This window comes from Streptomyces sp. LX-29, assembly GCF_029541745.1.
GTDB lineage: Bacteria > Actinomycetota > Actinomycetes > Streptomycetales > Streptomycetaceae > Streptomyces.
Window position 1 is genome coordinate 2,101,224 of the sequence record NZ_CP089746.1, and the last position, 12,126, is coordinate 2,113,349.

Annotated in this window: 10 protein-coding genes; 6 read left to right on the forward strand and 4 right to left on the reverse strand. The window is 72.8% G+C overall.

All coding sequences use genetic code 11. From position 1 onward, the window contains the following. The first annotated feature begins 22 nt into the window (after window positions 1-22). Window positions 23-595, forward strand: a complete 573-nt coding sequence (locus LRS74_RS08865; RefSeq protein ID WP_277740497.1) for an NADAR family protein — start codon at window positions 23-25, stop codon at window positions 593-595. A gap of 95 nt (window positions 596-690) precedes the next feature. Here LRS74_RS08865 and LRS74_RS08870 read toward each other — a convergent pair whose 3' ends face one another. Further along, window positions 691-1,164, reverse strand: coding sequence for a DUF4190 domain-containing protein (locus tag LRS74_RS08870; RefSeq protein ID WP_277740498.1), 474 nt, complete (start codon window positions 1,162-1,164; stop codon window positions 691-693). Between the two features lie 276 nt (window positions 1,165-1,440). Beyond that, on the reverse strand, window positions 1,441-2,955 hold the full coding sequence (locus tag LRS74_RS08875; RefSeq protein ID WP_277740499.1) for a hypothetical protein: 1,515 nt from the start codon (window positions 2,953-2,955) through the stop codon (window positions 1,441-1,443). A 121-nt stretch (window positions 2,956-3,076) separates the two neighbouring features. Between LRS74_RS08875 and LRS74_RS08880 the strand changes: the two genes are divergently transcribed. The 3 genes from LRS74_RS08880 (at window position 3,077) to LRS74_RS08890 (ending at window position 6,916) form a co-directional block, all read left to right on the forward strand. Continuing rightward, a complete protein-coding gene (locus LRS74_RS08880; protein ID WP_277740500.1) occupies window positions 3,077-4,099 on the forward strand; it encodes an adenosine deaminase in 1,023 nt (340 codons plus the stop codon). Beyond that, complete coding sequence (locus tag LRS74_RS08885; RefSeq protein WP_277740501.1) at window positions 4,096-4,785, forward strand: glycerophosphodiester phosphodiesterase; 690 nt, start codon at window positions 4,096-4,098, stop codon at window positions 4,783-4,785. Before LRS74_RS08880 ends, LRS74_RS08885 begins: the two co-directional genes overlap by 4 nt. A 544-nt stretch (window positions 4,786-5,329) precedes the next feature. Continuing rightward, entirely contained in the window at window positions 5,330-6,916 is a 1,587-nt protein-coding gene (locus tag LRS74_RS08890; RefSeq protein ID WP_277740502.1) for a M4 family metallopeptidase, read from the forward strand. Window positions 6,917-6,987: 71 nt separating this feature from the next. Here the strand turns inward: LRS74_RS08890 and LRS74_RS08895 are convergent, their stop codons facing one another. Together LRS74_RS08895 and LRS74_RS08900 are read right to left on the reverse strand one after the other, a co-directional pair. Continuing rightward, a complete protein-coding gene (locus LRS74_RS08895; RefSeq protein ID WP_277740503.1) occupies window positions 6,988-8,262 on the reverse strand; it encodes a spermidine/putrescine ABC transporter substrate-binding protein in 1,275 nt (424 codons plus the stop codon). Between the two features lie 128 nt (window positions 8,263-8,390). Then, a complete protein-coding gene (locus LRS74_RS08900) occupies window positions 8,391-9,845 on the reverse strand; it encodes a gamma-aminobutyraldehyde dehydrogenase (RefSeq protein WP_277744664.1) in 1,455 nt (484 codons plus the stop codon). A gap of 179 nt (window positions 9,846-10,024) precedes the next feature. On the opposite strand from LRS74_RS08900, the gene LRS74_RS08905 reads away from it, so the two are divergent. Both LRS74_RS08905 and LRS74_RS08910 read left to right on the forward strand, forming a co-directional pair. Next, a complete protein-coding gene (locus LRS74_RS08905; RefSeq protein WP_277740504.1) occupies window positions 10,025-10,498 on the forward strand; it encodes an Lrp/AsnC family transcriptional regulator in 474 nt (157 codons plus the stop codon). 2 nt (window positions 10,499-10,500) lie between these two features. Next, complete coding sequence (locus LRS74_RS08910; RefSeq protein WP_277740505.1) at window positions 10,501-11,862, forward strand: aspartate aminotransferase family protein; 1,362 nt, start codon at window positions 10,501-10,503, stop codon at window positions 11,860-11,862. Window positions 11,863-12,126: the final 264 nt, after the last annotated feature.

Below are 12,126 nucleotides of genomic sequence, written 5' to 3' on the forward strand. Positions count from 1 at the left end.
GGCGGATGCCAGACTCACCTGTATGACGATCATCGACTCCACGGACGCCCTGCTGGAGCGGGTGCTCTCGGGCGAGCCCGTGAAGTACCTGCACTTCTGGGGCCACACCCCGCGCCGCGACGGCCGCGTGGGTGCGAGCTGCCTCAGCCAGTGGTGGCCGTCCCCGTTCACCGTCGACGGCGTCTCCTACGCGACGGCGGAGCACTGGATGATGGCCGCCAAGGCGCGGCTCTTCGGGGACTCCGAGGCCGAGCGGCACGCCCTCGACGCCGCCAACCCGGCCCTGGCGAAGAAGGCGGGGCGACTGGTGCGCGGCTTCGACGAGGCGGTGTGGCGGCGCGAGCGCTACGACATCGTGGTCGAGGGCAGCGTGCACAAGTTCCGGCACGACCCCGAGCTGCGCGCCTTCCTGCTCTCCACCGGCGACCGCGTCCTGGTCGAGGCCAGCCCGATGGACCGGATCTGGGGCATCGGGCTGGCCGCCGACGACGAGCGCGCGCACTCCCCCGAGCACTGGCGCGGGCTCAACCTGCTCGGCTTCGCCCTGATGGAGGCCCGCCGCCGGCTCGCGGCGGAGTCGGGCCCGGCGGCCTAGGAGCTCGGGAAGAGTACGGGCCCGGGGCCTGGTCGGGGCCCAAGAGATCGACGGCGTCTGTCAGCAGGTCTGCCGGACAGGCGTCAGAAGGTCTGTCAGAAGACCGAGTCGATGGCCGCGCCCAGCGCGGCGAGGTAGATGAACGGGATGACCATGCCGACGATCCCGCAGACCAGACCGGCGGTCGCCGAGCCGGCGTTGCCGGCCTCACCGCGCTTGGCCTTGCCCTTGCCGACGGCACCGAAGATGATCGCCAGGATGCCGAGGATGACGGCGAAGACCCACAAGAAGTAGGTGATGCCGCAGACCAGGCCGATGATGCCGCACACCAGCGCGGCCGTGCCCATGCCGTTGCTCTGCTGCATCGGCATCACGGCGCCACCGGGGTATCCCGGGTATCCGGGGTAGGGCCCGGCGGGCGGGGCGACGGGGTATCCGTGGCCAGGGGCGCCGGGGTACCCCTGGGGCGGGGCCGGCGGCTGCTGCGGGGCGGCGGCGTACGGGGTCTGGGGGTGGCCGCCTAAGGCGTTCGGGTCATAGCCGGGCTGGCTGGGAGTGTTGCTGGACATGCGTGGTTTCCCCTCCATGTTTGCGTCGCGCAATGCTATGGGGTGAAGTCACCTTCAGTCAGCTCGACGGCACTCTCGGTTCCGGATGCCAGAACAGGCCCGGGATGAGATGCGGGGGAAGCGGGGACGCAGCCAGTGGTGGTCTTCCCCGTTGACCGTCGACGGGGTGCGGTATGCCACGGCGGAGCACCGGGTGACGCCCGGGGTCCTGACCGGGGCCGGCCCCGGTCTGCGCGTTCGGCGCGGGCCGTCGGTGCCGTCGGTGCCGTCGGCGAGCTAGTACGGACGGTCAGCCCACGCTACCGAGCCGCCCGCCGACCTCTCCGAGCCGCGCTCGGACGCGTCCGAAGCGTCGAGAGACTCCACCCGCACCACGGTGGTGCGTGCGTAGGGGTCGTCGTCCTCGTCGTCCTCGGCCTCGATGTAGACGAACAGCATGATCAGGCTGGCGATCACGGCGCACGCGCCGAGGATGATCCCGGCCAGCGCCTGGCTGCCGTTGGTCGCCTGGCCCCGCGCCGCCTTGGCCCGGCCGAGCGTGCCGAAGACGATCGCCAGGATGCCGAGGATCGCGCCGAAGACCACGCTCACGAACAGCACGGCACCCACGATGCCCAGCACCAGGGCCGCCGTTCCGTGCCCGTTGTCCGGCGGGTACGGGCCGGTGCCCCAGCCCGGACCGTACGGAGAGCCGGGGTAGCCGTAGGGCGCCGGCGCGGCCGGATAGGCCGGGTGGTGCCCGTAACCGCCGTGTCCGTACCCCTGCTGCGGGAGGTATCCAGCCGGTCCAGGGCCGGGGCCGAGGCCGGGGTATCCGTACGGCCCGGTCGGGTACGTGTTGGGGGCGCCGAGCCCCGTCGGGTAGGCGCTGGGGGTGCCGGGCCCGGTCGGCGCCTGCGGGGGTGGCGGGACGGGAGTGCCCCCGGTCGGTGGCGCACCCGGCACGGTCGGCATGCCGATCGTGCCCGGCGGCGGCCCGGCCACGGGGGCACCCCCCGGCGGCGGCACGGGAGGCACACCAGCCGCTCCCGGCCGCGCGGCGACCCCGGGGGCACCGCTACGGGCGGGCGGCACGAGAGGCGGGGCAGGCGCGGCCGCCGGCGGCGCCGGGGGCATGGCGGGCGGGGCGGCGGGCGGGGCGACCCCCACTGCCGCGGTCGGGGCGATCCCCGCCGCGGTCGGGGCCGTCGCCCGCTCCGGCCTCCCCGGCGCCTCGGACTTGCTCAGCGCCACCGGCCGTTCCGGCTCCGCCCACGGGTCCCGCTCGCGCCCCGCCCCGGAGGGGGAGGAAGGAGCGGCGGGGGACACGCGGCTCTCCGAGGAGCCCGCGTACGACGTCTCCTCGGCCTTCGCCGCCGTGGGGGTCGCCTCGGGCGCCGGTGCGGGAGAGGGCACCGAGCGAGCCGGACCGCCGACGGCGTCGGCCGTCGTCGCCGGTGCCGACGCCGCGGGCGCCGGGCCCCCGGACGGCTCCGGCTCCGGCGAGGCCCCCGCCGCCGAGTCCCCCTCGGCGGACGCCGCGACAGCGGGTCCCATGTCGGCGGAGTCCGCCGACATGGCGGCGGACGACGGCGAGCCCTCTGGCTGCGCGGCCGCCGAGGCCGGCGCCCCGGCGTCGACATCGGTCGACGGCGTGGGCGCGTCGGGCGAGGGTCGCGAGCCGGTCGCGTCGGAGGGTTGCGCCGTCTCCGGCGGGAAGCCCGGCGAAGGCTCGGCCGGCACGGTGGTATCCGCCCCCGGAGTCGACCGCTGCGGCTGCTGTGACGGTTGCTGCTCGGGCTGCTCGGCCATGGTTCTCCCCCACGCGATGCGGTGCCGGCCATGCTACGGCCTCCCTCTCACCGGGCGCCGCCGCCCATCTACGATGTTCGGAGCCCGCCGCACGCGGCGGCCCGTCTTCAGGAGGAATCCGATGACCGACCTCAACGCCTTCATCGCCGGCATGCCGAAGGCCGAGCTGCACGTCCATCACGTCGGATCCGCCTCCCCCCGCATCGTCTCCGAGTTGGCCGCGCGGCACCCCGACTCCCGGGTGCCCACCGACCCCGAGGCGCTGGCGGACTACTTCGTCTTCAAGGACTTCGCGCACTTCGTCGAGGTCTACCTGTCGGTGGTGGACCTGATCCGCGACGCCGAGGACGTGCGGCTGCTGACGTACGAGGTCGCTCGCGACATGGCGCGGCAGAACATCCGGTACGCCGAGCTGACCGTCACCCCGTACAGCTCGACCCGGCGGGGCATCCCGGACGCCGCCTTCGTCGAGGCGATCGAGGACGCCCGCAAGTCGGCCGAGTCCGAGCTGGGCGTGGTGCTGCGCTGGTGCTTCGACATCCCCGGCGAGGCGGGCCTGGAGTCAGCCGAGGAGACGGCGCGGATCGCCACCGAGCTCCGCCCCGAGGGGCTGGTGAGCTTCGGTCTCGGCGGTCCGGAGATCGGCGTGCCGCGCCCCCAGTTCAAGCCGTACTTCGACCGCGCCATCGCGGCCGGCCTGCACAGCGTGCCGCACGCCGGCGAGACGACCGGCCCGCAGACCATCTGGGACGCGCTCACCGAGCTCCGCGCGGAGCGCATCGGCCACGGCACCAGCGCCGTGCGGGACCCCCGGCTGCTGGCGCACCTGGCCGAGCACCGCATCCCGCTGGAGGTCTGCCCGACCTCGAACATCGCCACCCGCGCGGTGGCCACGCTCGACGAACACCCGATCAGGGAGATGGTCGAGGCGGGCGTCCTGGTCACCGTCAACAGCGACGACCCGCCGATGTTCGGCACCGACCTCAACACCGAGTACGCGGTCGCCGCCCGGCTGTTGGACCTGGACGCGGCGGGCGTGGCGGCGCTGGCCAAGAACGCCGTGACGGCGTCCTTCCTGGACGAGCCGGCCAAGGCGCGGCTGACGGCGGAGATCGACGCCTACACCGCGAGCGCGGCGGGGTGACGGCCACGGCCGGCTGCCACGCCGTCGGACACCGCGGCGATCCGTACGTCCAGCGGGAGAACACGCTGCCCTCGATCCGCTCGGCGGTGCGCGCGGGCGCCCAGGCGGTGGAGATCGACGTGCGGCTGACCCGCGACGGGGTGCCGGTGCTGCTGCACGACGCCACGCTGGAGCGGCTGTGGCGCCAGGACCGCCCGCTGGCCGGACTCTCCGCCGCCGAGGTGCGCGGCCTGACCGGCGGCGGGGTGCCCACGCTGCACGAGGCGCTGGCCCACACGGAGTCGGTGCGCACCCTCGTCGACCTGCCCGACGCGACGGCGGCGTCCGCCGCCGTGGCCGCGGCGCGGGAGAGCGGGGCGGCCGACCGGGTCTACTACTGCGGCTCGGTGGCCGCGATGCGCGCCGTACGTCGCGCCGACCCGGCCGCCGAGCTGGCCCTGACCTGGACCACGCTGGCCCCGCCGCGCCCCACCCTGCTCGCCGAGTTGCGCCCGCGCTGGATCAACTACCGCTTCGGGCTGCTCTCCCGCGCGCTGGTGGACCGCAACCACGCGGACGGGCTGCTGGTCTCCGCGTGGACCGCGGACACCCGCTGGTCGATGTCCCGGCTGCTGACCGTCGGCGTCGACGCGATCACCACCAACCGGGTCGGCGCGCTGTGCGCGCTGCTGGCCACGCGCCGCTGAGCGAGCGGCCCACGACGCCGCCGCGGGCCGACGCCCCCGGCGCCCGCGCCCCGTACACCCACGGAGCCCGCCCTCGTACCGCCGCACCACCACCCGGCGCCACGCCGTGCTCTCCGCAGAGCCCGCGCCCGCGCCGCGCCGCGCCGCCCTCCCACGTCCCGCACCAGCGCCGGCCCTCCCCACGGCCGTACCCGCGCCGGCCCCGCCCCGCCGCCCGCGCCGGCCAACAGCCTCCGCGCACCGCCACCGACGCGGCGGCCGGGGCCGATCCGCAGCCGGGACACCGGCCCTCCGGACGGCCGGGGCCCGCGCCGGCCCTCGCCCGCCGCCCAACAGCCTCCGCGCGGCGCGCGGGAGTCGTTGAGCGGAAGCTGTCGTGCCCCTGCCATGTAGCGCGGAACGGTGCCATGCTCGCTGACGTCCAGCAGCTCTTCGGCGTGGCCGCCACAGAGGGAGTCTGTCGTCGATGTCATCACCCACACCCCCCACCACCCGCCCCCGGTTACCGCGTCCACGGCGGGGCGCGGCGCGGCGGGGAAGAACCGTGGCCTTCGCGCTCGCCGCCGCGAGCGCGCTGATCGTCACCGGAGCGCAGGGCGGCGCGGCGGACGCCGCCGGCGCGCGGCGCGCGACACCCGTCGGCGCCGAGGCCGTCCCGCTCACCCCCGCGCAGCGGACCGCCCTGATCGCGGACGCCCAGGCCGCCGGCGCGGCCACGGCCGACCGGCTCGGCCTGGGTCCGCGCGAGAAGCTGATCGCCGTCGACGTGGTCGAGGACGCCGACGGCGCGCGGCACACCCGCTACCAGCGCACCTTCGCCGGCCTCCCGGTCCTCGGCGGGGATCTGGTCGAGCACCGCGCGGCCGGCGGGCGCACCACGGTCACCCGCGCCACCGCCGCCGCCATCGCGGTTCCCACCACCACTCCCGTCCGCACCCCCGCCACCGCGCGGCGGGCCGCGCTCGGCGCCGCCGTGGCGGAGGGCGATTCGGGGGCCCACGCGGACCGCGCGCCACGGTTGGTGGTCTGGGCCGCCGCCGGCCGGCCCGCCCTGGCCTGGGAGTCGGTGGCCACCGGGCGGCGGCCCGACGGCTCGCCCAGCGAGCTGCATGTGATCGGCGACGCGACCACCGGGAAGGAGCTGTTCCGCTACCAGGCGGTGCGCAACGGCACCGGGATCAGCACCTACAGCGGTCCTGTCGGCCTGGACACCACGTACAACGGCACGACCCGCCGCTATGAGTTGATCGACCCCAAGCGCGGCAACCACCGCACTTGCGATCTGCGCCGGCAGACCTCGGGCGCCTGCGTCCCGATGTCCGACCTCGACGACGTCTGGGACCACGTCGGCCAGCGCACGGGCGTGGACGCCCACTACGGGCACGCGGTCACCTGGGACTACTTCTTGTACGTGCACGGCCGGAACGGCATCAGGAACGACGGCCGGGCCGGCACCAGCCGGGTCAACTACGGCAACGGCTACGTCAACGCGTTCTGGCAGGACAGCTGCTTCTGCATGACCTACGGCGACGGCGGCGGCTCCCGCCCGCCGACCAGCATCGACGTGGCCGCGCACGAGATGTCCCACGGTGTCACCTCGGCCACCGCGAACCTGCTGTTCAGCGCGGAGGCCGGCGGGCTGAACGAGGGCACGAGCGACATCTTCGCCGCCTCCGTGGAGTTCCACGCGGACAACCCCTACGACCCGGGCGACTACCTCATCGGCGAGAAGCTCAGCACCGACGGGACTCCGCTGCGGTCCATGGACCGGCCCTCCCGGGACGGGCGGTCCAAGGACTACTGGTACCCCGGCATCGGCTCCATCGACGTCCATCACTCGTCGGGCGTCGCCGACCACTTCTTCTATCTGCTCTCCGAGGGCAGCGGACGGAAGGTGATCAACGGGGTCGCGTACGACAGCCCGACCTTCGACGGCGTGCCGGTGACCGGCATCGGCCGGGCCGCCGCCGAGAAGATCTGGTACCGGGCGCTGACCGTCTACATGACCTCCACCACCGACTACCGGGCCGCCCGCGCAGCGACCCTGCGCGCCGCGGCCGACCTCTACGGTCAGGGCAGCGCCCCGTACGGCGGCGTCGCGGCCGCCTGGGCCGCCGTCAACGTGAAGTAGAGGCGACGGCAGCGGGCACGGGGCAGCGGGGCAGGGGTCCGGGACCTCGGCCGTGTGGCCGCCGCGTAGGGCTACAGCCCCACGATCGAGTTCCACTCCCGCGCGAAGTCCCTGCGCTCCGCCGACGTGATGTCGCGGGCCACCGCCAGCCGCCCGCGCATCGCGTCGTCGGGGAAGATCAGCGGGTTCTCGGCGAGCTCGGCGGTCTCCGCGTCCTTGGCGGAGGCCAGGATGTCGCGCGCGGCCGGCACCGGGCAGACGTAGTTGACCCAGGCGGCGAGCTCGGCGGCGACCTCCGGTTCGTAGTAGTAGTCGATGAGCCGCTCGGCGTTGCGCTTGTGGCGCGCCCGGTTGGGGATCATCATGCTCTCCGCCCACAGTTCGGCGCCCTCCTCGGGCACCACGAACTCGATGTTCGGGTTGTCGGCCTGGAGCTGGATGATGTCGCCGGAGTACGCCTGGCAGGCGAGCACGTCGCCGCTGGACAGGTCCTTCAGATAGTCGTTGCCGGTGAACCGGCGGATGTGGCCTCGGTCCACCAGGCGGCGCAGCTGGTCGGTCATCCGGTGGAAGTCGTCGGCCGTCCAGCGCGTGACGTCCACCCCGTTGCCCTGCATGAGCAGGGTGAACGCCTCATCGAGGCCGGACAGCAGGGTGACCCGGCCACGGAGGTCGGAGTGCCACAGGTCGGCGGTGCTCCGGATCTCCCGCCCGAGCCGCTTGCGGTCGTAGGCGATGCCGGTGATCCCGGACTGCCAGGGCGCGCTCTGCCGGCGGCCGGGGTCGAAGGCCGGCTTGCGCAGCAGCGGGTCCAGGTACTTCTCGACGTGGGGCTGATGGGGCCGGTCCATCTCCTGGACCCAGCCGAGGCGGACGTACCGGGCGCACATCCAGTCGCTGATGACGACGATGTCCCGGCCGGTGTCCTGGTGGTTCATCAGCGCCGGGCTGATCTTCCCGAAGAACTCGTCGTTGTCGTTGATCTCCTCGACGTAGTCGACGGATATCCCGGTGCGCTCCTCGAAGGCGTCCAGCGTGGGCCGCTTGCGCTCGTCGGCGTCGTCGACGTCGATGTAGAGGGGCCAGTTGGCGAAGGTCAGCCGCTTCTCCTGGGCGGACCGGTCGCGGGCGGCGCGGTCGCCCGGCTCCACGTAGGCGGCGGGCACCCCGCACCCGGCGGTCGCGGCGGCGAGGGCGGCGGTGAGCCCCGCCGCGCCGGAGGAGCGGAGGAACCCGCGGCGGGAGAGCCCACGGCCGGGGGCCTGGAGGCCCAGGGCCGCGAGGTCGGGGGCCCCACGGCCGAAGAGCCCACGGCGGGAGGGCGTGGGGCGGGTAAGCGCTGGCATGCGGAACACCTTGATACGCGAGGGGCGGAGGAGGCAACCGACGGATCGTCGGCCCGGCCCCCTCCGCCCGCTACACACCGTCAGGCGACGGCCGGTCGGGACCGGCCGTCGGTCGGCGTGTCGTCTCGTCAGCCGTCGAGCGAGGTCATCACGTGCTTGATGCGCGTGTAGTCCTCGAAGCCGTACGCCGACAGGTCCTTGCCGTAGCCGGACTTCTTGAAGCCGCCGTGCGGCATCTCGGCGACCAGCGGGATGTGGGTGTTGATCCACACGCAGCCGAAGTCGAGCGCCTTGGACATGCGCATCGCGCGGGCGTGGTCCTTGGTCCACACCGAGGAGGCCAGCGCGAACTCGACGCCGTTGGCGTAGGAGACGGCCTGGTCCTCGTCGCTGAAGGACTGGACGGTGATGACCGGGCCGAAGACCTCCTGCTGGATGATCTCGTCGTCCTGCTTGAGGCCCGAGACGACGGTGGGGGCGTAGAAGTAGCCCTTGTCGCCGACGCGGTGGCCGCCCGCCTCGACCTTGGCGTGCGCCGGCAGCCGGTCGATGAAGCCGCTGACCTGGGCCAGCTGGTTGGCGTTGTTCAGCGGGCCGTAGAGCACGTCCTCGTCGTCCGGCGCGCCGGTCCTGGTCTCGGCCGCGGCCTTGCCCAGCGCCGCCACGAACTCGTCGTGGATGGACTCGTGGACCAGCACGCGGGTGGCCGCCGTGCAGTCCTGGCCGGCGTTGAAGAAGCCGGCCACGGAGATGTCCTCGACCGCCTTGGCGATGTCGGCGTCCTCGAAGACCACGACCGGGGCCTTGCCGCCGAGCTCGAGGTGGACCCGCTTGACGTCCTTGGCCGCGCTCTCGGCGACCTGCATGCCGGCCCGCACCGAACCGGTGATGGAGGCCATGGCGGGCACCGAGTGCTCGACCATGAGCCGGCCGGTCTCGCGGTCGCCGCAGATGACGTTGAAGACGCCCTGCGGGTGGCCGAGGTCCGCGAGCACCCCGCCGATGATCTCGGCGATCAGCACGGTGGAGGCCGGGGTGGTGTCGGACGGCTTGATGACGACGGTGTTGCCCGCGGCGAGCGCCGGGGCGAACTTCCACACGGCCATCATCATCGGGTAGTTCCAGGGGGCGACCTGCGCACAGACGCCGACCGGCTCACGACGGATGATGGAGGTCATCCCGTTCATGTACTCGCCGGCCGAGCGGCCCTCCAGCATCCGGGCCGCGCCCGCGAAGAACCGGATCTGGTCGACCATGGGCGGGAGCTCCTCGCTCCGCGTGAGGCCCAACGGCTTGCCGGTGTTCTCGGACTCGGCCGCGATGAGCTCCTCGGCGCGCGCCTCGAAGGCGTCGGCGATCTTGAGCAGCACCTTCTGGCGCTCGCCCGGAACCAGGTCGCGCCAGGCGGGGAAGGCGGCCGCGGCGGCGGCCATGGCGGCGTTGACGTCGGCCGCGCCGGACAGCGGTGCGGTGGCGTACGCCTCGCCCGTGGCCGGGTTGACCACCTCCGTGGTCCGCCCGTCCGCGGCGTCCCGGAATTCTCCGTCGATGTAGTTGCGCAGACGACGCAGCTCGGTGGTCACTGCCACCCCTCCAAGTCAGATGTCCGATGGGTGAGACACCCACACTAGTCGGCCAGGCGACGCATTCAACATACCCGCCAGGCCACAACTACGGAATCCGTGAAATCTGGTCCACAAGACAACGAATTTCATAGGTCCAGGGGTTGCGAGACTGCTGACTTCTCGTGCACAGTGAGGACGTGGCCACACCTGACAAGAACGGCACGCCGTCGATCGACTCCGTCTCCCTGGCGATCATCGAGCAGCTCCAGGAGGACGGCCGACGGTCCTACGCCGCCATCGGCAAGGCCGTGGGCCTGTCCGAGGCGGCTGTACGGCAGCGCGTGCAGAAGCTGCTCGACCAGGGCGCGATGCAGATCGTCGCGGTCACCGACCCGCTCACCGTGGGGTTCCGGCGGCAGGCGATGGTCGGCATCAACGTCGAGGGCGACCTCGATCCGGTGGCGGACGCGCTGACCGCCATGGAGGAGGTCGAGTACGTGGTGGTGACTGCGGGCTCCTTCGATCTCCTCATCGAGATCGTCTGCGAGGACGACGACCACCTCCTCGCGACCATCAACAAGCGGATCCGCACGCTGCCCGGCGTGCGCTCCACCGAGAGCTTCGTCTACCTCAAGCTCCGGAAGCAGACCTACACCTGGGGAACGCGATAGCCATGAGCGCCGACCTGTCCAAGACGGCCTACGACCACCTGTGGATGCACTTCACCCGCATGTCGTCGTACGAGAACGCCCCCGTGCCCACCATCGTGCGCGGCGAGGGCTGCTACATCTACGACGACAAGGGCAAGCGGTACATCGACGGCCTCGCCGGGCTGTTCGTGGTCAACGCCGGTCACGGGCGGGTCGAGCTCGCCGAGACCGCCTACAAGCAGGCCCAGGACCTCGCCTTCTTCCCGGTGTGGAGCTATGCCCACCCCAAGGCGGTGGAGCTCGCCGAGCGGCTGGCCGGCCACGCCCCCGGCGACCTCAACAAGGTCTTCTTCACCACCGGCGGCGGCGAGGCCGTGGAGACCGCCTGGAAGCTGGCCAAGCAGTACTTCAAGCTGGTCGGCAAGCCGACCAAGTACAAGGTCATCTCCCGCGCGGTCGCCTACCACGGCACGCCCCAGGGCGCGCTCTCCATCACCGGCCTGCCCGGGCTGAAGGCCCCCTTCGAGCCGCTGGTCCCCGGCGCGCACAAGGTCCCCAACACCAACATCTACCGCGCGCCGATCTTCGGAGACGACCCCGAGGCCTTCGGCCGCTGGGCCGCCGACCAGATCGAGCAGCAGATCCTCTTCGAGGGTCCGGACACCGTCGCGGCCGTCTTCCTGGAGCCGGTGCAGAACGCCGGCGGCTGCTTCCCGCCGCCGCCCGGCTACTTCCAGCGGGTCCGCGAGATCTGCGACAAGTACGACGTGCTGCTCGTCTCCGACGAGGTCATCTGCGCCTTCGGCCGGCTGGGCACGATCTTCGCCTGTGACAAGTTCGACTACGTCCCGGACATGATCACCTGCGCCAAGGGCATGACCTCGGGCTACTCCCCCATCGGCGCCTGCATCGTCTCCGACCGGATCGCGGAGCCGTTCTACGCCGGCGACAACACCTTCCTGCACGGCTACACCTTCGGCGGCCACCCGGTCTCCGCCGCGGTGGGCCTGGCCAACCTCGACATCTTCGAGCGCGAGGGTCTCAACCAGCACGTGCTGGACAACGAGAGCGCCTTCCTCTCCACCCTCCAGCGCCTCCACGACCTGCCGATCGTCGGCGACGTCCGCGGAAACGGCTACTTCTACGGCATCGAGCTGGTGAAGGACAAGGCCACCAAGGAGTCCTTCGACGCGGAGGAGACCGAGCGCGTCCTGTACGGCTTCCTCTCCAAGGCCCTCTTCGAGAACGGCCTGTACTGCCGCGCCGACGACCGCGGCGACCCGGTGGTCCAGCTCGCCCCGCCGCTGATCGCCGACCAGCAGCAGTTCGACGAGATCGAGCAGGTGCTGCGCAGCGTGCTGACGGAGGCGTGGACGAAGCTCTGACGGACGGTCCCGTCGACGCGCCGCGGTGCCGGTCCCACGGACACGGCACCGGGCACCGCGGTGAGGTACGGGGAGCGCGGTAGGGGGCGAGCACCCATGGTGCTCGCCCCCTAACCGCGCGTCCGCCGTCGGGCCCGGGCGGGGCCCGCCGACGGCTGATCGGAGGAACCCCGGGGCCGCACGCGCCGAGCCTGGGCGCCGGCACGGGGTCGGATTCCTTACCGTGCCAGTGACTCATCGGCCCTTGTCGTCGTTCCCCCAACC